The sequence below is a fragment of the Brasilonema angustatum genome (assembly GCF_059505445.1).
This window is the reverse complement of record NZ_JCACKO010000038.1, coordinates 1-20,475: the sequence shown is the minus strand read 5'-3', so window position 1 is coordinate 20,475 and position 20,475 is coordinate 1. Positions and strand designations below refer to the sequence as shown.

Sequence of the window (20,475 nt, the reverse complement as noted above, 5' to 3'; positions counted from 1 at the left end):
ATAAAAAAGAGTATGACCGCGCTATAGCTGATTATAACCAAGCAATTAAACTTGACCCGAACTTAGCCAAAGCTTACTACAACCGAGGAGGTTCTTACTTATATAAAAAAGAGTATGACCGCGCTATAGCTGATTATAACCAAGCAATTAAACTTGATCCGACCGATGCCAAAGCTTACAACAACCGAGGATTTTCTTACAATAATAAAAAAGACTATGGCCGCGCTATAGCTGATTTTAACCAAGCTATTAAACTTGACCCGAACTTAGCCAAAGCTTACAAAAACCGAGGAATTTATTACTTATATAAAAAAGACTATGACCGCGCTATAGCTGATTTTAACCAAGCTATTAAACTTGACCCGAACTTAGCCCTAGCTTATGATAGCCGATGTGAGCTATACCGTATTAAGAAAGACTATGATCGTGGTATAGCCGATTGTGACCAAGCTATTAAACTTGACTCTAACTTAACCGATGCTTACTACAACCGAGGGTTAGTTTATAAGAATAAGGGCAATAAAGATAAAGCCATACAAGACTTCCAAAAAATCTTGCAATTAAATGATGATGTTGAATTGAACCAAAAAGCAAAACAAGAACTTAAAGAACTAAGCACAAAATAATAACAATAGTAAGTAGCTCAACCAATAAATTAAACAGGGGCGAGGAAAATGAAAGCAATAGTAATCAATGAATACGGCAATGATGACGTTCTAAATTATGCCGATGTCGAACGCCCGGAGCCGAAGGCGGAGGAAGTTTTGGTGAAAGTTCACGTTGCGGGGGTTAATCCGGTTGACTGGAAAATCCGCAACGGTTTGGGCGAAAGGCTCGGTTTGAAACTACCCATCATACTCGGCGGCGAGATTGCCGGAACAATCGAAAGAATTGGCGATGATGTCAGAGGTTTCAAAGAAGGTGATGCGGTTTACGGCATCATACGCTCTGGAGGTTTCGCCGAATACGCGATCGCCAAAATGGGGGATATTGCGTCTAAACCCCAAAGTCTCGATTTCGAGAACGCGGCGGCGGTTCCACTCGGCGCGTTAACCGCATGGCAGGCGATTTTTGATTTAGCCCATCTCAGCAGCGGGCAAAGAATTTTGATAACCGGCGCGTCAGGCGGAGTCGGTTCGCTGGCTGTTCAACTTGCCAAAGCAAAAGGCGCATACGTCATCGGTACGGCTTCGGGACGCAATGAAGAGTTCGTCAGAGATTTAGGCGCGGATGAATTCGTTGATTACACGAAGCAAAACTTTGAACAAGTCGTTAAAGACGTTGATGTCGTCTTCGATGCAGTCGGCGGCGACACGTTTGAAAGAGCGTTCCAAACTTTGAAAAAAGGTGGCTTTCTGGTAACGTCAGTGGAGTTTCCGTCCGAAGAAAAAGCGCAGGAATTTGGCGTCAAGTCCGCGCGGGTTTATTGCAAGCCAAACGCGGAACAATTAGCTGCCATCAGCGCATTGGTTGACGAAGGCAGATTAAAAGCGCACGTCGCAACCGTTTTGCCGCTTGTAGAAGTCAAAAAGGCATTCCAACTTTCCGAAAGTGGGCGCACACGCGGCAAAATTGTTTTGCAAATTGGGACATAGTTTTGAACTGGAGTTTAGCCTAAAAAAGAAAGGTTACTAGTTTGGGTATGGTTTGAGTCATAAAATGTTGAATAGGTAAAAGATGAATTATTTTTGCATATGTCTAATGTGCCTTAGCTCAGATCTTGCACCATAATTCTCATCCGCCAAGAAATAAATTTCTTGGCTCAAAGTTCAAGTCCGTTAAAACGGACTAGGTAAGTCTTTGAGTCCGTTTTAACGGACTTTGGCTATGAGCCTTGAACTTCAGTTCAAGGCGTACTAACGCCGAGGTGCAAGATCTGAGTTAGCGCGAAATCGCCAAAATCTGGGAAATCATCCGGTTTGCTTGCGACAAATAACCACCACCAAATAAATTGAAATGATTCAAAATGTGATACAGGTTGTAGAGAGTTTTTCTTTGCTCATATCCTTGATCTAAGCGCCAAACTTCGTTGTAACCGCGATAAAACGCAGCAGAGAAACCACCGAATAATTCTGTCATGGCGATATCAACTTCGCGATCGCCAAAATAAGCCGCTGGATCAAAAATCACTGGTTCTCCTGCAACAGTACACCCAGCATTTCCTCCCCATAAATCACCATGTACAAGAGAGGGCTGTGGTTTATGATCTGCGAATATTTCAGGAATAGCCTCTAGTAACTCCTTTTCTTGGGGAAAATGACCTCCCTTACGCCTTGCCAATTGGAATTGATAACTCAGCCGATATTTAGTATAAAACTCACCCCAATCTGCTGTCCAAGTATTAATTTGAGGCGTGGAACCAATAGTATTGTTTATATCCCAACCAAAACCCCCCTGACTTCCTCCATTACCAAGGCGAGGGGGGTTCCATCGGTGCATTGCTGCTAACTTGCGCCCCATTTCTTCCCAAGATTTTGTTTGCGCTGAACCCATCTCTAGCCATTCCAACACCACATAGCTAGAATCACCAGCAATACCCCAGCAAATAGGTTTGGGAACGCGGATAGTCGCTGTTTGGTACATTTGCTGTAAGCCTAGCGCCTCAGCCTCGAACATTGCAATTTGCGACGCTTGATTAAACTTGACAAAATAGGTGCGCTCACCGTCACAGACACTGTAACCTTGATTTATACATCCACCACCGACTGAGCGTCGTTGTGACGATTGAAATTTTTCGCCAGTCACCTGGCTAATATTGGCATCAATTTCAGTCCACATCATAGTAATAGGAAACTAAAATGGTTTGATAACAACGACACCATAGGCATCTGGGGAAAGATATTCTTGTGCTGCTTGCATCAAGCTAGTTGTATCTTGAGCTTGAATGCGAGCTGGGTAGTTAAATGCTGGTTCCAAATCTCCTACCATTGATTGATAGTAACCGTATAAATTGGCGCGATCGCTTGGTGTTTCATTGGCAAAAATAAATCTGTTAGCCACTTTTGTCCGTACACGAGCTATTTCCGCCTCTTTTACCATTTCTGTTTGCAGATTTTGGATATGCTGCACAATCCGAGCCTCTGTTGCCGACAGATTTTCAGTTGTACAATAAGCCGTAATATAAAATGTACCTTGTAACTGCTGCGTCATATTGCTGACAGAAATATGGGAAACCAGCCCCAGTTCTTGGCGCAAATCCTGCACCAGCCTTGATGTCAGCCCATGTCCCAAAATTGCCGCCAAAACATCCAAGGCATAAGTTTTTTCTAATTGGTTCAACCCAGGTACTCGCCAAAGCATGATTAGCCTTGCTTGCTGCAGGCTTTGATCAATAAATTCTTTACGGACAATATTTGTAAACAGAGGTTCTGAGTTAGCTAGTAAGTGCTGAGTGATAGGCGTTGCATGCTGAGTGCTTACAGTTCGTTCAAAACCTTTTGCAACAATTTCAACTAATTCTTCCACAGGTAAATTACCTACAGCCACAGCAGTTATTGAACGGGGTTGATACCAAGTTGCATGAAAATCCCGCATCTGCTGAGGTTGCAATTGAGAAATGACAGTTTCTGGTCCCAAAACTGGACGCCGATAAGGTAACTTATCAAAAGCTGTCTCCATCGCTCGTTGAAAAATGCGGCGACGGGGATTATCCTCAGAACGTCGAATTTCTTCCAAAACGACTAATCTTTCGCGCTCAAAAGCTTCGTTAGGTATACTCGCATTGAGTACGACATCAATTTGCAGTGGCGCAAGCTCTACAAAGTCCTTGGGAGCAGTCGTAATGTAGTAATGAGTATAGTCTTGACTTGTAGCGGCATTAGTTACAGCACCGCGCTCTTCAATTCGACGTTCAAACTCGCCGCTTGCCAATCGTTCAGTTCCCTTAAAAATCATATGCTCAAGAAAGTGAGCCATACCGTTAATGGTATCTGACTCGGCAGTGGAACCAACATTAACCCACAAGCTCAGGTTCACTGCTTCAACAGGCATCTGTTCTGCAACTATAGTCAAACCCCCAGGCAATTGGTAAAGCTTTGGAGTATTAAGACGAGGAAAGTTTAGCAGTGTGGTGGTCATTTCAAGTTGTAGGGATAAGCTTACACCTCTTTATCTTACCTAGGACTGAAATCTCTACCGGGATTATCAGTTAGGACTTACGCATGGAAACGAGAAATAACCGCGTTTGGGCAAGGGGTATAGGGGTGTAGGTGTTCAAACCCTTACACACGCCCTTACCCCCTTACACCCTCCCACAACGAAGGATCTTGTTGGATAAGTCCTGTCAGTGTCTGAGCGGGGTTTTGTTAAGAAATAGTAAATAATTTTTTTTTTAATTTTGCATATTATCACTGATGATGTTTGATACACAAACAATACATAACAGTAAATAAGTCATCGGAATTTGTTGACTTGATTGTCACAAACAAAAGTTGCATGAATATGGTCAATGAAATCAAGGGTGAATTGCCATTAGTTTCAGTTATCGTTCCTGCGTATAATGCAGAAGCTTTCATCACTCGCACCTTGCAATCAATCATATCTCAAACATATAAAAATATAGAAATTTTAGTAGTTGACGACGGTTCTCAGGATAAAACGGCTGAAATTGTCGAATTGTTTGCTCAAAAAGACAGTCGCATCAGCCTTTTCAAACAATCAAATTCAGGTGTCGCATCAGCTCGTAATTTGGCGATTGAAAATTCTAAAGGTGAATACATTGCACCGATTGATGCTGATGATATTTGGTATCCTCAGAAACTAGAGAAACAAGTGCAATGTCTGCTGGAGGCAGACCAATCGGTAGGATTAATTTATGCTTGGTCAGTGTTTATTGACGAAGAAGACGCAATTGTCGGACAGTACATTCCCCATCACCATTTAAATGTTCTCAGCATAGAGGGAGAGGTTTACCCAGCTATGCTATATACAAACTTTATTATTAATGCAAGTGTCCCTCTGATTCGTCGAGTTTGTTTTGATAAAGTTGGCGGTTACAGCAGCAAACTCAGAGAGCAGAATGCACAAGGTTGTGAAGATTGGGATATTTACTTGCGGATTGCTGAATATTATCAATTTCGAGTTGTACCTGAGTTTTTGATTGGCTATCGTCAGGTGAAAGCAAGTATGTCTAACGGATGTCAGACAATGGAGAAGTCTTACAATCTGGTTATGGCAAATTTTCAGAGAAAACATCCAGAAATACCTGCTCACATATATCATTGGGCTGCTAGTTCTTTTTACGTTCATCTTGCATGGAAAAGCAGGGCAAGCGGAGATTATTGGAGCACTCTAACTTGGTTATATAAAAGCATCAAGTTAGACTACAGTCCACTGTTACTTCGACCAGTTTATCAATGTCTAATCGAATGCCTTTTCAAAATTGCAGTTGAACCTATTACATCTTTGATTTGGCAAGATCATCATTCTTCGTTGCGGTTTAGGGAAAAATTTTCTTATGATAAAAATAGGGCAGCGGTTAGTCAATTGACTACAGTTTCTGAGATCCAAAACCAAATGTATCAACCGTACAAACTTCCGTTGAAACCGCATGCAAGAATTATGTGGCAAAGATGGTTAGAAGTTTTGCAGCTTTGTCGCGCCTTATCCCATTAAATTAAGTCTTTAAACTTTCAAGAAACACAGGGAACAGGGAACGCTTAACAGGTAAGAAGGGAGATGGTGTTTCTTTCATATGTTTAGGACTTACGCAAGCGTCACAATATAAGGTCAACTGGCACATATATTTCAAATTGAGGTGAAATGCTCGTAAGCATTGATTTATAAACGTTATAGCCAAATTCTCGGCCTGTGAAAGTTTGAAGAAAAATGTGCCAGTTGCGTAAGTCCTGATGTTGCTAACGGTGAGACCAGCACGCATGAGGAGGGCTTCGGCCGTGAGCTTAGCCGAACAGTTTCCCTCGTGCCGGCTCTGGCGTTCGCCTAACTGTTTAAGTTTATTTTTTAAAATTTATAAATCTTATTATAATTATAAAATAAGAAATATGTCGTAAATATCAATGCCAGGTTATCGTGTTGGCAACAGCAAACCCCGCGTTATAGTTATTGGTGCCGGAATTGGCGGACTCACTGCTGGTGCGTTACTAGCACATAGGGGTTACAGTGTGTTAATTCTGGATCAAGCTCTTGTACCAGGAGGCTGTGCTTCTACCTTTCAACGTAAAGGATTTACCTTTGATGTAGGAGCCACTCAAGTTGCAGGGTTGGAACCAGGGGGAATCCACCATCGTATTTTTACAGAATTAGAAATTGATTTACCGCAAGCAACGCCTTGTGATCCAGCTTGTGCAGTGTATTTGCCAGGTGAGCAAACACCAATCAACGTTTGGCGAGATCCACAGAAATGGAAACAGGAACGACAACGACAGTTTCCGTTTAGCGAACCTTTTTGGCAGTTGATGGCGGCTTTGTTTAAAGCGAGTTGGGAATTTCAAGGACGCGATCCAGTGCTACCACCACGTAACGTGTGGGATTTAGTGCAACTTACTAAAGCATTACGTCCTAGTACATTCATAACCGTACCCTACACTTTGTTTACCGTTGGGGATGCGTTGCGTGCTTACAAGCTAGGAAACGACCACCGTTTAAAAACATTTTTGGATTTGCAACTCAAGCTCTACTCTCAGGTAGATACCGAAGAGACGGCTTTACTTTATGCAGCAACAGCGTTGAGTGTATCGCAGTTGCCGCAGGGATTGTATCATCTCCAAGGTAGTATGCAAGTCCTCAGCGATCGCCTCTTAGAAGCCCTAGAAAAAAAAGGTGGCACCTTACTCATGCGCCACACAGTCGAACATATTGAAGTCGAAAAGGGCAAAGTGAGTGCTGTGGTCATTCGTAACCAGAAAACTGACGAAGTCTGGACAGAAGCAGCAGACCACGTAGTTGCTAATGTGACTGCACAAAACTTAGTGCAGTTATTGGGTAATAAAGCTCCTCATGGTTACAAACGGCGAGTCGAAAAACTACCACCCGCTTCAGGTGCTTTCGTTATCTATCTGGGTGTAGACGAAAGCGCAATTCCTTCTGGATGTCCGCCCCATCTCCAATTTATGTATAATGCCAAAGGTCCAATTGGTAACAATAATTCCCTGTTTGTTTCTGTGAGTCATCCAGGAGATGGACGCGCCCCAGAAGGAAAAGCAACAATTGTTGCTTCTTCTTTTGTAGATACAAAACAGTGGTGGGTGAGTGAGGATTATGAGGGGTTAAAACAACAATATACACAAGATGCTATCTCCCGTCTGGCAAAGTTCTTTTACTTGAAACCAGAAACTATTGTTCATGTAGAAGCAGCCACTCCTCGCACCTTTGCACGCTACACAGCACGAGACCAGGGTATTGTTGGTGGTATTGGTCAAAGGATATCAACTTTCGGTCCCTTTGGTTTTGCCAATCGTACACCCATCAACAATTTGTGGCTCGTTGGTGACTCCACTCACCCAGGCGAAGGGACTGCTGGTGTGAGTTACTCGGCGCTGACTGCAGTCAAGCAAATAGAGGCTCAAAAATAATGAGTGATTTTTTAATTTTGCACAGAAGTCTGAGCCGGGGTTTCCTTGGCTCAGACTTGAGTGATGTAATTATGGCTTGTTAGTATGTGGAAACCCAACAAACTTTATTGTCCAAATCTAGGCGTTCCACTCAGCTATCTTGCACAGCAAGTGATCAAGTTGTTCACCATCTTGGATGACATCCAAATCGGGGTCAGTCTTAACAAATATTTGAAAATTTAGATTGATTTTCAGCGCAGTCTCCAGGCTTTCAAGCGCTAGCGCTTCTTTTCCAACTCGGGCTGCACAGCAAGCGATGTTATACCAAGCGTACTCATCGTCTGGCTTCAGTTCAGTTGCTTTTTGATAGCTTACAAGCGCTTCTTCGTAGCGCTCCAGATATCTTAACGTATCGCCTATCTTGTAATAAGTCCAAAAATTATCTGAGCGACGAGAAAGGGCTTTGTCATAACTTTTTAGCGCATCTTCATAACGACGTAAATGCCTTAATGCATCTCCCCGACGAAACCATGCCCAGTAATCATCGCGGCGAATTGATAAAGCTTCATCATAGTCAGAAATTGCATCTTCATAGCGTTCTAAATATCTAAAGGCATCTCCTCGACGGAACCACGCCCAATAATCATCGCGGCGAATTGCGAGGGCTTTGTCAAAATTGGCGATCGCTTCCTCAAACTGCTCTAGTTCTTCTACCAAAATGTAGCCTCGACTGTACCACGCCCAGTAATCATTAGGGCGAAGTCCTAATGCTCGGTCAAAACTAGCAAGTGCTTCCTGATACTGACCTAATTCCCGTAGCACACTACCTCGGTCATACCAGAGCCAGTACTCATCAGGACAAACCTCTATTGCTTTGTCGTAATAAGTGAGCGCTTCCTCGTAATTCTCTTGCTTTTCGAGCCGTTTACCCTGTCGATACCACTCTTTATAGTTCTGTGTGACAAGTAGTAATGAACTATCTACCCCTGCGGGTGCTGCTTGACTCATTGTTGATTCCCCAAAAAGTTATTATCGTTACAGACAAGCACACTATTTATATTACTTAACGATACAGGGTAAACAAAATCTACTTAGAGGTATGGAATAGGCAAAAATGTCTTTAATTGCTAGTTTTCTTTAATAAATCTTATTATTGTTACGCCTGAGTAAAACATTACGATTACGACGCTCGATCACAGAGGGCGATCGTGAGCGATGCTGCTGCTGCAAGTGCTGCTCCTGCCCGAACGTGGTTCCAAATTGTCCAGTTGACAAGGTAGCCAGACCATAGCCTCGCGCCCTCAGTGCTGTTCGGATCGGCGATCGCCAGGGCTTCGTTCAGCGGTACATTGAACACGATTGTCACGCCTATAGTGCCGACAAGATAAAGCAGGCTACCGACGAGCAAGTAGAAAGCACTGGGTTGATGCCACTTTAACAGTGAGAAGACAGCCAGAAAGATACAAGCCACAGCTGTTCCGAAGAACACTGTAAAAAACAACGGATTGATCACTGTGATGTTGATGGATTGCATGGCGGCAATGCCCTGTGTCGGCTTCAGTCGAGCAAGGGCGCTCATCACAAAGGTTGAGAAGGCGAAAAAGACTCCGCCTATCAGCCCGCAGCCCAGTGCTGAGAAAAGCTTCAATGCGAAAAGGGAATGGTTAGTCATTGTCTTCAAACAGTGAACAGTAAAAACTGGTAACTGATAACTGGTAACTGATAACTGATAAAGCCTCCCAAGGATTACCTTGCGATCAGTTGAGCGATTTGGGCACGGGCAGCTGCGATCGATTTCACCAAACTTGTGCCACCCAACTCATCATTCTCAACATGAATAAAAGTGATGTCGGTGATGCCAAGAAATCCAAAAAGTGTTCTTAAATACGGATCTTGATGATTTAGCTTCTCGTTACGCTCACCAGGTCCAAAGCCAGAATCACCCCGCGCTGTGATGATAAACATTTTCTTATTCAATACGAGAGGTTTGTAAGGGTTTGCAGCATCTTCTGGCTCAAACACGAAAGTTCGCCCTGGACGGACAATTTGGTCAATATAAGCCTTAAACGTACTGGGAACGCTGAAATTGTACATAGGAATACCGATGACGTAGAGATCCGCAGCTAAGAATTCGTCCACGAGTTGATCGCTAATGCGAATTGACTCTTGGAGCTGAGGAGTACGCTGTTCTGGCGGTGTATAAGCCGCTGCAATCCACGGTTCATCTACATGGGGAACAGGCTTACGACCAACATCGCGATAGGTGACGACATCATCCGGATGAGCCTGTACTCTCGCTTCAACAAATTCTCTTGTGAGTCTGCGAGAGTGTGAACGTTCTCCTCTGGGACTGGAATCAATGTGTAACAGGTGTGCCATAGCTTTTCCTAATCAATTACCATTCCAGCTTAGGTAAATGACTCGTGCTCAGCTATCTAATTCCTGTGTCACTATCAAAATCTTGCTGTCAGTTTTCAGACAATGAGCATCCATTCATTGAATACAATCAGAATGAGACGAATTGGGTTTGTACTATGAAAACGACAGTCCCCCTACAGCCTGAAACAAACTGTTTGCCCATTTTGTCTAGCCAAGCTCAGGGTTGGGAAAATATTTTGGTCGAGCAATTCCAGCAACCCCCAGGTGAGGCAACGTGTGATTACAGCAATGAACATTCGATTTATCTGTCTCTTGCACCCCGTCCAGTTCGCTTGCTGCAAATCCAAGGAGGAAAAACCTATACGGGGCTTTACGGAAAAGGAGATATTTCTGTAACTCCTGCAAAGACTCCGTCTTTTGCACGTTGGGATAAAGACGACCACTACTTGCAGATTCGCATTACATCTGATTTTATTCAAAGCGTTGCCAGAGAAACTATTGACACCAATCCCGATCAGCTTGAATTACTAAGCGAATTCCGGACTCGCGATCCTCAGATTGAGTCAATCGGCATGATGCTTCTTGCTGAGCTAAAACAAGAAAATTTAGGCGGAAGGCTTTACATTCAATCACTAGCAAATGTATTGGCAGTGCATTTGCTCAGGCAATACGCTGCTCCTAAACTTCGCCTTTCAATTTACGAGGGTGGATTACCACAGCGTCAACTTGTTCAAGTTTTGGAATACATCAACGAATATCTGAATCAAGACATCAAGCTGGCTGATTTAGCGGCGTTGCTAGGCATGAGCCAATATCATTTCAGCCATCTGTTTAAACAATCAATCGGGACAGCTCCTCACCAATACCTGCTTCAGCAACGAGTAGAACGGGCAAAGCAATTATTGAAACAAACAGACCAAACAATTACGGAGATTGCTTTTTTATGTGGTTTTAATAGTCACAGTCATTTGAGTAAACAGTTTCGGCAGCTTACAGGCATGACACCCACCAACTACAGGCAGTAAACCAAAAAGTTTGCCGCAAGAGTTTATGGGATATTCGAGACTTGGCTTAGTGATAGCTCACGTTTCTTCAAATTGAAGTTGAGGCATAAGTTGAAGAGTCCCGAGACCCAAATCTTTGGGCGAGAGAAACTGTGCTTCAAACAAAGCCATCATATCTCGTAACTGGGGATTACCACGAGAAGCCCCTGTCAATCCTTTAGCAATAATCAAGCCACAGTACCCGTTGGTATTTTTACATCGTTGATTCCATTTCTTGCGAGCTTCTACGTGTATTGGATCATCATCTTCAAACTCACCAAACAGGAATAATTCGCCGTTTCCGGTTTGTAACAAACCTAAATCGTAGCGTGTCCCATCAAAAGGGTCAGCACCTGGATTAAAACAAATTGCCTTGAGTCCTCCAGCTTGTTCAATATTTGAAATCACAGTTTTAGCCTTGGGACGGGAAGTTTGAATCAAAATCACTGGTAAACCATCTCCTGCTTGTGTTATTTCCCCTGTTGCGTGATAAGCTCCCCCCTGACGCAAGTAATCCAACATCTCCCATGACACAACTCCTAAACTGAGAAATGAGTCTTCTGGTATCAAATCATCTCGTAATGACTGAAGGATTGGTACCGGTGACTCGCTTTCATCTTCTAAAGTGTCAAAACCTGCTATTTCTTCTAACTCAGTTGCTAACTGTGGCATGGAAGAGACAGCGATAGACACTGATTTTGTTAGTTCTTTTGACGACTCAGGTAACGAGATGCGATAACGGCGACTCAGGCTGGGGAAGGTATCACCACCAAGCTGATTACGGTAATCACGCATAAAGCGGGAAAGACTTTCTATTGCCACATAAACGACAAGTGCTTCTTCGTCATACAAAACAGAACGCAATCCTTCTAAAGGATGGATATTACCGAAAGTGGGTTCAATTTCGGATATTGGCAAATCTGCCAAGTCATCGAATTCGTCCTCCTCTTCTTCGGTATCATCAGCACGCTCAAAGGTCAGAAATAGACAATCTTGTTTTAAAAAAGCTTCTTCTAAATGGCCTTGTGATTCGTCTTCTTTTAAAACACTTGTGCGGAAACGCTTTAAAGAGTCTTCTGAACGATACAACAAAATTCCATATTCCATCCCCAGCATCCCCATAACACTGGCATAGAGTGTGCCAACATCCCATTTATTAATTTCTACGGATAAGATTTGCTGTTCTTCCAAGAATTCCCAAGGTGCTGCTTGCCAAAGTGCAAATGCTTTTTCTCGCAGCGCTTGTGCATATTGTGGGGGTAAATCGGGAACTTGGCTATCTAAGATTTCAGTAAATCCACGAAACAGTTCATCAATCAAAGGGAGTTCTGGCGCATACTCAATCGCAATGTCCAAATCCTGTAGTACTCCGCGCAGGTAAAATTGAATTTCGCGGTCTTTGACCACGATTCTTTGAGGACGAGCAGGTTTTGCGGGATTATGAGGATGCTCCATCGCTCGCATTAAGGTACGAACAATGGCTTCAGGACCAGTTTCTGGTGCTACTACGTCCATACCCCGGACAATACCTTGCGAGCCATCTACCCAAAGAATACATTCACCTTTGACATCTGGATCGGAATTTTGGGTTTGTGATGACGACAATGGACGGCGATCGCCCTCCCACACAGAAGGAATTTGGGTTAATTTCTTCAACCGACGACTGGTAGAGCGATTAAAACTTGTCATAGAGGTAAGTTAATCAAAACAAGCAATATGGAATTAAACTTTTGACCTGAGACTAGGCTCGGATAAAAACTCGCGGCCTTGCTGCTGTGAATAAGTGGTTGCTGCTGGTAGCTACCACTGCGGTTTGGACGAATAAAATATCGAATCTCAAAACACATTGAATCTCTCAATTCTAGAATAAAAATCTTTGTATGCTTTTGACGGAGTATTTACAATTTGCATTCCTAGCACATGAATATCGCTAGAATGAATACAAAAACTTTTGCAGCCACCTTCGCGGTGAGCTTGGAGTTTAAACCAAAGAGCTTGCCGCTACAAAGTCAAGCTCACACCAGCTAAGGAGTATAAACAGCAGATGACACAAGCAACTCAGTCTTTACAACGGGGAATTCAGTTGAGCGAAGCAGCATTGGGGCAGGTGAAATTCTTGCGAGATAAGCAAGGTCAAGACTTATGCTTACGGGTTGGGGTGCGTCAAGGTGGCTGCTCTGGAATGTCTTACATGATGGATTTTGAAGACGCCAGCAAGATTACACCTCAAGATGAAGTTTTTGATTATGATGGCTTCAAAATTGTTTGCGATCGCAAAAGTTTATTATATCTCTATGGTTTGATGCTAGATTACAGCAACTCTATGATTGGGGGCGGTTTTCAATTCACTAACCCCAACGCCGCTCAAACTTGTGGTTGCGGGAAATCATTTGGAGTGTAATATACTCATTTGTGAGCCAGCGCAGCTCAGTTGGAAACCAACAGGGCGGCGACTGGTTCGGTAGTCGCCTAAGTCGGGAAAATGCCACATGCTACCCAACGGGTGCGCCTTCTGGTGGGCGTCGCCAAGGGTGAAGGGAACCTCCCCACGGTGCTGGCTCTGCAACGTAGTGGCTCCCGTTGTGTATACCGCAGGCTAACTAATGACAAATGACAAATGAGTAATGACTAATACAATTGAATCTCTCTTTGATACTGGTTTAGAACGTTATAAAGCAGGAGAACCAGTAGCGGATTTAATCCCTGTTTTTAAAGAAGTTTGCGATCGCACTCCCAAAAGTAGTGCTGCTTGGACTTGTTTGGCGTGGTTGTATCTATTGGATGACAACCCAAATCTTGCTTATAAAGCTGCACAAAAAGCTGTCAAGCTTAATCCACAAGACCCACAAGCACGGGTGAATCTTGCGGTTGCAATGCTGGAAACAGGTCAAAAAGGTTTGCGACAACATGTAGACTTTGCACAACAGTTGATTTTTGTCAACCCAGACTGGCGAGAGGAAATCAAAAAAAGTATTGAAGACGGTTTGGGCAGAAAACCAGACTGGCAAAGTTTGGCAAAAGTCAACAGCTGGCTTTTTCCAGAGGAATAACTGCTGAACAGTCCAAATTATCAGTCAATAGTTTTAGACTATTGACTGATGATTAATAACTCATGAATATGAAAGATAAATTTTTAAACTGGCTAAACTTGGTTTTAGTGGCAGATGTATTTTTAGTCTTGTTTGCTTTTGGGTGGTTTGCAGTTGCAGTTATTGGTAAAACAGTTGGATTTCCACTGGGGTTAGATTTGTGGCACAGCCTTTGGCAACCTGTATTTAACCCTGCTATTGGCATCCTTATGGCTGGTGCCATCATCAGTGGCATTATCAACTGGGTTTCCCAAAAATTCATAAAAACCGACAATGGGTAATTTTTTTTCAGTGGGGTGAGTAAACGCTTTTGATTACGCACCCCACTTCATTTGTCTTTACAGTGTCGATACCAGCGTCAAATCTCTAATTTTTTATTTCAAAATTTGTGCCAGTGCTGGTTCCAAATTAGGATACTTATACTCAAAGCCACTTTCCAAAGTCCGGTTGGGAAGGACTTGTTGACCTTCCAAAACGACCATTGCCCCGTCCCCTAAAAGAGCCTCGATAGCAAAAGCCGGAACAGGTAACCAGGAAGGACGATTCATGACTTTTCCCATCGCTTGGCTCAGTTGAGCCATTCGCACAGGATGTGGGGCAGTAGCATTATAGACTCCTTGTATTTCTGGTTTCATTAAAGCTTGCAAAATCAAGTTAACAATATCATCTACGTGAATCCAGGAAAACCATTGCCGACCACTGCCTATAGGACCACCAGCAAAAAGTTTGAATGGTGTAATCATTTTACCCAAGGCACCACCCAGACCGAGAACAATACCGAATCGCAGAATCACGAGTCGTACTCCAGCATTTTTGACCTTATTCGCTTCTGCTTCCCAAGCTTGGCAGACTTGGGCAAGAAAATCGTTACCTGCTGAGCTGGTTTCATCATAAGTAGCCGTTTCACTCGTGCCGTAGTAGCCAATAGCCGAAGCATTAACTAATACACTGGGCTTAGGGTTAGCGTTGATTATTGCGTCCACAATGTTTTGCGTAACGAACTTGCGGCTGTTTAAAATTTCCTGTTTCCGTTCAGGTGTCCAACGTCCTTCGCCAATGGGTTCACCTGCTAAATTCACGACACCATCACAGCTAGAAATGGCACTTTGCCAAGAACCGGATTTATTCGGTGTGTAGGCAACAATTTCTACATTTGGAAAAGCTGTAGATGGAAAAACCTTTTGGGCATAGGTTGTGTTACGAGTTAACACAACCACTTGTATACCCTCTTGGCGTAGTCGTTCTATCAAACGACTACCTACAAATCCTGTTGCTCCAGCAATTGCTATTTTCATGATCATTCTCCCCCGAATCGTTATTTTAAAGTTTTTATCAAACTTTTGGTTTCGCTACTGCAGTATGAAGTCAGAAATTTGTTTGTCTGCCGTGTGTTGCGTTTGTGCGAACTCAAAACTTTGATTCTTTAATGAATCTATAATGACTTAGATGGTTCGATATTATAGGATGGACGGATTGTTGCAAGGCGTGGGGCTATTATGGCTCGCTATACCTGTTCATTTATTCTTTCTGTTCCTACTGACCAACTTCAAGCTTCACTTGTAGAACTTCTGCAAGATTGTCATTTGGATGTTCAATATTATACATCTGATTACATTCTGGCACGGGAAATTCTTGGTTCTGTACCCATTTCCAAGTTAGTAACCGTGGAAATATTGATTGATAAAACCAGACCTAATGACACAGAAACCCGGATGAGTATTGTGATTAAAAACGAGGAACTACCACTTCAAAGAGATAATCACTGCCGACAAATATTTGAATATGTTAAGCAGTCTATTGAACATTGTCGCTATTGGCATCTTATTGAGAGCATAGCAGGCTAGTAGCGCTTTATGTTCGTCAAAAACAGCCAGCGCTATGCACAGAGAGTGCCAGAAGGTAAGCGACTGTCGTGCATGCATGATAATCCGCTCTTCGAGACGCACTGCTTTGCCGTGACGCAGCGCGCCCTGCCGACGTTTCTCGCGACTAGCGCCCGATTCGTGAGCGTAAGCACAAAGCCCACGAATTGGGCGTTTGCCCAAGCCAAGTGCCGTAGGCATAAGATATAGGAAATAGCCGCACAGGGGTATCTGCCCATCCCAAGACAGAATGCATCATCCGTGCTTTGTAGCACAGCCTTTGTGGCTGAGTGAGTGTGTGCAAATTACCGTCAACTGGCGTAATTACTCTTTGACGAAAATCCTAATACATGTTTTGGCGTTAACGCACTCAAGACTCAAAGATCAACACTCTTGAGTTCTTCTGGACTTTTGAGTGTTTACTGCCCCTGATGAATAAAAGTACATTCTTTATGGATAACAGCTTTTTTGAGAATGAATATGCTTTCAGTCCTCAATATCATCGGTCATTCTCGGGTCTATTAGTGTAATGTCATATTCACTGGTATCTATTTCTCCTCCTGTGGGCATACTATTTCGCAATAGGTAATAAATGGCACGTACTTGAGCACCAAAAACGATTTCATCCTCATTTTTCAGGTCATGAGCTGGTATTTTCCGCCCGTTAACCATCAGACCGTCTAGTACTTTTCGCCCGTTAATCATCAGACCATTGGAACTCGGTTTGCCTTTAGCATCACCATCAACAATTCGATAATAATAGCTATGCTTCTTATCATCGCGCGGTACCCTAATGAGGGTGGCATGACGGCGCGAGACAAATAGTGAGTTTACTAAACAGATATCGCAGTCGGAATCTCTACCAATGGAGTAAACAGGGCGATCAAGAATGAACTCTCTGCGTTCTTGATCATGCTCTACTATCAGTAGATGGGTTTCATTTGTTTGTGCTGCCATTGACACATCGTTGCTCAATGTATGAGTTGAACTGTGATTAATCAAAATTTCTTTAGTATTGTTTGCTGCCATTTTTTTTGTAAAAGTTTATGGTTATTATGTGATAGGCATTTAAATTGCTTGATTGTGCACAAGAGTAGAACAGATTGTTCTACTCTTTTAACTACTATAGATGTTGTAGCAGTTTTAACAAGTTTTGTGCATCTCGAAACAACAATCTATCAACGTAGTTCAACTTGAGAGTGGCAAAATCAAATACTTGTGTTCACAAATAATACCTCGAAAGGAGAAAACTAAGAGCGATAAGCAAAACGTCGTAATAAAAGAGAATTAGTGACCACACTAACAGAGCTAAAAGCCATAAGTGCAGCTGCACCCGATGGGTTTAAGACAAAACCGAAACTTGGCAATAAAACACCAGCGGCTAAAGGAATGCCAAGAGTGTTATACGCAAAAGCCCAAAATAAATTCTGACGGATTTTGCTCAAAGTTGCACGGCTCAGTAGTATGGATGCTACGACATCACTTAAGTTATCCCTCATCAAGACAATTTCTGCTGTTTCCATTGCGACATCAGTACCAGAGTGTAAAGCAATGCCCACATCAGCTTGAGATAAAGCTGGAGCATCATTAATGCCATCTCCCACCATAGCGACAATAGAGTGCCGAGTCGTTCCCTTTGTTTCTTGTAATTGTAATTCTTGTATGGCAGCAGCTTTCTTCGCAGGGGGAACGCCAGCCATAACATCAGCGGTAGCGAGTCCCAGTTGTTTTGCTGTCGCATGTGCTGCGTCTTGCGTATCTCCACTGAGCAGCATAACCCGTAAACCCATTTGGCGTAACTTGTCTATTGTAGCTTTGGCATCTGGTCTTAGGGTATCTTGAACAGCAATGAGTCCGGCTACTGTATCTCCAACTGCCACAAAAACTATTGTTTTTCCATCTGTAGCTAACTCTTGAGCCTGTTTTTGGGCAGTTTCACTCATAGAAATACCGTGCCATTGCAACCAGTCGCAGTTCCCTAAAAGCACCAAAGTACTTTCTACTACAGCAGAAACCCCAAGTCCTGGTTCTGTGTGAAAGTCTGCAGCATCTGGAATAGATAACTCTTGCCGTTGCGCTTCTTGTTGAATTGCTGTTGCTAAAGGATGAATAGTACCGCTTTCTACCGCTGCAGCTAGTTGAAGAAGAGCAACAGGGGTACGAAAAGCTTTTTCTTCCTCTACTTGACAAGGTAGGCAATCTGTTACTACGGCACGACCTGTGGTAAGGGTACCAGTTTTATCAAACACTACCGTGTCTAACTGGTGAACTTTTTCTAAAATGTCACCGCCTTTGATTAATAAACCCCGTTCCGCACCGATAGCTGTTCCTACTAGAATTGCTGTTGGCGTGGCAAGTCCCAAAGCACAGGGACAAGCGACTACCATAACGGCAATTGCTAGCTTTAAACTCACTAGAACTGGTGTGTAAATTGTCAGGTGTGGGGTATGAGATGTGCTGAATAAGGAGTGGTCAGAGATTTGCATGGCATACGCCATAACGGCGTGATGCCAGATGTGGGTTCCAAAAAAGTACCAGAAAACAAATGTCAACAAAGATGCTGTCAACACACCGTAGGTGAAGTATCCAGCTACTGTATCTGCTAATTTTTGTACAGGTGCTTTGCGGGTTTGTGCGGCTTCCACTAAGGCAACGATTTGGGCCACAGTTGTATCACTTCCAACACGAGTTGCTTGAACTGCGATCGCCCCTGATTGATTAAGTGTCCCTGCTGTCACCAAATCTCCTGGTTGCTTTGTCACTGGAACTGCTTCTCCAGTCAGCATGGACTCATCGACTGTTGTTTGTCCATCCACAACCTCACCATCAACTGGGATTTTCTCTCCTGGCAAAACCTGTAACCATTCACCAACACGCACCAACTCAGCTGGAATTTCTACCAGTCCTGCATTAGAAGATAATGAGGAAGTCGCTTCAGTCGTCTTAGGCTTGGCAATTAATCGCGCCATTTGTGGTTGAAGCGCAAGTAATTCCTTAAATGCAGCTGCAGCGCGAGTTCTAGCTCGTTTTTCTAGTGTCCGTCCGAGCAAGATAAAGCCCAACATCATCACTGGTTCATCAAAGAAGCACTCCCAACCAAGTTGGGGAAATAGCAGGGCAACCAAACTAGCGGTATAAGCTGTAAGCGTTCCCAATCCCACCAACGTGTTCATGTTCGGCGCATTGTGCCGTAAACCCACCCAGCCATCCACTAAAATTGGACGACCAGGAAACAAAAGTGCTATCGTTGCTAATCCACAGTGGAACCAGATGTTATGCAACACTGGTATCACGTGACCGCTAATGCTTCCAAAATGACCAATAAATGAGAAAACTAGCAGAACAACAGCAATAACGAATTGCTGTCTGACAGCTTGCATTTCTTGCCGCTGTCGTTGGACTGGATCTTGTATTAATTGTGTCTCACCTGCTACTTTTCCACCAAGTTTTCGAGGTTGAGTTGGGAACCCAGCTGTTGTCAATTGCTTAGCTAGTGCATCCGCATCTACCGCACCAGCTTCCAATTCTACAACTGCTACTTCTGTCGCTAGGTTCACACAGGCACTTTTGACTCCAGGATACTGAGTCAGATGACGTTCTACTGCCCTTACACAACCAGCACACTTCATACCTGCGACATCTAAAGTGATTTTCTCTGTCGTCGAGGCTGCTTCTGGGGAAAGGTTAGTTTTTGAGACAATTTGCATGGAAAGTTTTTGGATTTGCTAGTAAATTTTAACGCCTCTCTAAAAGCGTCTCTAATTTGAGCGTAGGCGAAATCCAAACCTTTGACTGATTGTCATAATTGTTAATTTTTCTTAAATTATGAGTAAATCAGGGTATAGTTGTGTATCTGTTATGGATAAACATTTTTCGTTTTGAATTTCTAATTGAATTCCCTTAACACTTTGACTATGGGAATCCGGTTTGGTTTATGAACGAACTCGTTGAATTAGGAAACGCTTAACACCCGAACGCTTAACGCTTAACGCCCAAACGCTCAACATAAACTGTACGAAGCTTCGCAAAAATCTGCGGAGGAATTCTATAAAAGGGAATGTTATCACCGACGAGTCAAACGAAAATAAGTCACAGATATCAGTGCAACCGCTTGTAGTGAGATCAAAGTCATCTCGCTTCTCCAGAAAGGATTTATTGCCATATTAGACATGGTACAGAAATACACAAATCCTAGTAAGCTGAGTATTGTCCAGGTTATATTTTTACGTTTAAAAGTTAGCATATTCGTAGAAAAAATAAAATATTTGTAAGTCAATCAATTTTGGATTTAGGATTTTGCGAAAAGTTTGAGCGGAGGTTTCCTCCGATCAAAGCTTTTCAAGACGGATTTTGGATTAACTCCACCCTAAAAGTGCTCTGCTTGGAGTGGAGCGAAACGAAGCCTAGATTTTTAAATTTACGATTTTGGATTAATTCCGTCAAAGATGGACGGGGCTTGTACCGAAAATCAACGCCAAGTACCAAGTGAGGAGCCAGTGCGGTCTTGGGGTCTCCCCAAGTAGAGCATCTGGCGTTGGAAACAAGGACTATGGCACAAAGTGCCACGCTACGCGCTTGCTGTATTGGCTCC

The 20,475-nt window shown here is 43.3% G+C and carries 20 protein-coding genes; 10 read left to right on the top strand and 10 right to left on the bottom strand.

Annotated elements, in window-relative coordinates; all coding sequences use genetic code 11:
- On the top strand, positions 1-626 hold a 626-nt coding region (locus AC5JM2_RS09470; protein ID WP_495834640.1), incomplete at its 5' end, for a tetratricopeptide repeat protein.
- Positions 627-674: 48 nt separating this feature from the next.
- A complete protein-coding gene (locus tag AC5JM2_RS09465; protein WP_495834639.1) occupies positions 675-1,595 on the top strand; it encodes an NADP-dependent oxidoreductase in 921 nt (306 codons plus the stop codon).
- 286 nt (positions 1,596-1,881) lie between these two features.
- On the opposite strand, the gene AC5JM2_RS09460 is transcribed toward AC5JM2_RS09465, so the two are convergent.
- Together AC5JM2_RS09460 and AC5JM2_RS09455 are read right to left on the bottom strand one after the other, a co-directional pair.
- On the bottom strand, positions 1,882-2,778 hold the full coding sequence (locus AC5JM2_RS09460) for a fructosamine kinase family protein (RefSeq protein ID WP_495834664.1): 897 nt from the start codon (positions 2,776-2,778) through the stop codon (positions 1,882-1,884).
- Positions 2,779-2,793: 15 nt separating this feature from the next.
- Positions 2,794-4,077, bottom strand: a complete 1,284-nt coding sequence (locus tag AC5JM2_RS09455) for a M16 family metallopeptidase (RefSeq protein WP_495834638.1) — start codon at positions 4,075-4,077, stop codon at positions 2,794-2,796.
- Positions 4,078-4,434: 357 nt separating this feature from the next.
- On the opposite strand from AC5JM2_RS09455, the gene AC5JM2_RS09450 reads away from it, so the two are divergent.
- Positions 4,435-5,613: a glycosyltransferase family 2 protein gene (locus tag AC5JM2_RS09450; RefSeq protein WP_495834637.1), complete on the top strand. Its 1,179-nt coding sequence runs from the start codon at positions 4,435-4,437 to the stop codon at positions 5,611-5,613.
- 404 nt (positions 5,614-6,017) lie between these two features.
- Positions 6,018-7,532 (top strand): C-3',4' desaturase CrtD, encoded by a 1,515-nt coding sequence (gene crtD / locus AC5JM2_RS09445; RefSeq protein ID WP_495834636.1) that lies wholly within the window; start codon positions 6,018-6,020, stop codon positions 7,530-7,532.
- A 117-nt stretch (positions 7,533-7,649) separates the two neighbouring features.
- On the opposite strand, the gene AC5JM2_RS09440 is transcribed toward crtD, so the two are convergent.
- The 3 genes from AC5JM2_RS09440 to AC5JM2_RS09430 form a co-directional block, all read right to left on the bottom strand.
- On the bottom strand, positions 7,650-8,519 hold the full coding sequence (locus tag AC5JM2_RS09440; RefSeq protein ID WP_495834635.1) for a tetratricopeptide repeat protein: 870 nt from the start codon (positions 8,517-8,519) through the stop codon (positions 7,650-7,652).
- Positions 8,520-8,691: 172 nt separating this feature from the next.
- Positions 8,692-9,183 (bottom strand): anthrone oxygenase family protein, encoded by a 492-nt coding sequence (locus tag AC5JM2_RS09435; RefSeq protein ID WP_495834634.1) that lies wholly within the window; start codon positions 9,181-9,183, stop codon positions 8,692-8,694.
- Between the two features lie 74 nt (positions 9,184-9,257).
- Positions 9,258-9,890, bottom strand: a complete 633-nt coding sequence (locus tag AC5JM2_RS09430; protein ID WP_495834633.1) for an FMN-dependent NADH-azoreductase — start codon at positions 9,888-9,890, stop codon at positions 9,258-9,260.
- 155 nt (positions 9,891-10,045) lie between these two features.
- On the opposite strand from AC5JM2_RS09430, the gene AC5JM2_RS09425 reads away from it, so the two are divergent.
- Positions 10,046-10,915: a helix-turn-helix domain-containing protein gene (locus tag AC5JM2_RS09425; RefSeq protein ID WP_495834632.1), complete on the top strand. Its 870-nt coding sequence runs from the start codon at positions 10,046-10,048 to the stop codon at positions 10,913-10,915.
- Positions 10,916-10,972: 57 nt separating this feature from the next.
- Here AC5JM2_RS09425 and AC5JM2_RS09420 read toward each other — a convergent pair whose 3' ends face one another.
- Complete coding sequence (locus tag AC5JM2_RS09420) at positions 10,973-12,622, bottom strand: DUF6930 domain-containing protein (RefSeq protein WP_495834631.1); 1,650 nt, start codon at positions 12,620-12,622, stop codon at positions 10,973-10,975.
- A 355-nt stretch (positions 12,623-12,977) separates the two neighbouring features.
- Here AC5JM2_RS09420 and AC5JM2_RS09415 point away from each other — a divergent pair, with 355 nt between their 5' ends.
- The 4 genes from AC5JM2_RS09415 to AC5JM2_RS09400 all read left to right on the top strand — a co-directional run bounded on the left by AC5JM2_RS09415 (position 12,978) and on the right by AC5JM2_RS09400 (position 14,303).
- On the top strand, positions 12,978-13,334 hold the full coding sequence (locus tag AC5JM2_RS09415; RefSeq protein WP_495834630.1) for a HesB/IscA family protein: 357 nt from the start codon (positions 12,978-12,980) through the stop codon (positions 13,332-13,334).
- 11 nt (positions 13,335-13,345) lie between these two features.
- Positions 13,346-13,468, top strand: coding sequence for a hypothetical protein (locus tag AC5JM2_RS09410; protein ID WP_495834629.1), 123 nt, complete (start codon positions 13,346-13,348; stop codon positions 13,466-13,468).
- A gap of 89 nt (positions 13,469-13,557) precedes the next feature.
- Positions 13,558-13,983, top strand: coding sequence for a tetratricopeptide repeat protein (locus AC5JM2_RS09405; RefSeq protein ID WP_495834628.1), 426 nt, complete (start codon positions 13,558-13,560; stop codon positions 13,981-13,983).
- 68 nt (positions 13,984-14,051) lie between these two features.
- Positions 14,052-14,303, top strand: coding sequence for a DUF8620 family protein (locus tag AC5JM2_RS09400; RefSeq protein WP_495834663.1), 252 nt, complete (start codon positions 14,052-14,054; stop codon positions 14,301-14,303).
- A 93-nt stretch (positions 14,304-14,396) separates the two neighbouring features.
- Here AC5JM2_RS09400 and thyD read toward each other — a convergent pair whose 3' ends face one another.
- Entirely contained in the window at positions 14,397-15,317 is a 921-nt protein-coding gene (gene thyD, locus AC5JM2_RS09395) for a thylakoid membrane protein ThyD (RefSeq protein WP_495834627.1), read from the bottom strand.
- Between the two features lie 201 nt (positions 15,318-15,518).
- Here thyD and AC5JM2_RS09390 point away from each other — a divergent pair, with 201 nt between their 5' ends.
- Positions 15,519-15,866, top strand: coding sequence for a hypothetical protein (locus AC5JM2_RS09390; protein ID WP_495834626.1), 348 nt, complete (start codon positions 15,519-15,521; stop codon positions 15,864-15,866).
- 504 nt (positions 15,867-16,370) lie between these two features.
- Here AC5JM2_RS09390 and AC5JM2_RS09385 read toward each other — a convergent pair.
- The 3 genes from AC5JM2_RS09385 to AC5JM2_RS09375 all read right to left on the bottom strand — a co-directional run.
- Entirely contained in the window at positions 16,371-16,913 is a 543-nt protein-coding gene (locus AC5JM2_RS09385) for an FHA domain-containing protein (RefSeq protein ID WP_495834625.1), read from the bottom strand.
- Between the two features lie 221 nt (positions 16,914-17,134).
- Entirely contained in the window at positions 17,135-19,591 is a 2,457-nt protein-coding gene (locus AC5JM2_RS09380; protein WP_495834624.1) for a heavy metal translocating P-type ATPase, read from the bottom strand.
- A gap of 631 nt (positions 19,592-20,222) precedes the next feature.
- The coding region (locus tag AC5JM2_RS09375; protein WP_495834623.1) for a hypothetical protein at positions 20,223-20,475 on the bottom strand (253 nt) is incomplete at its 5' end.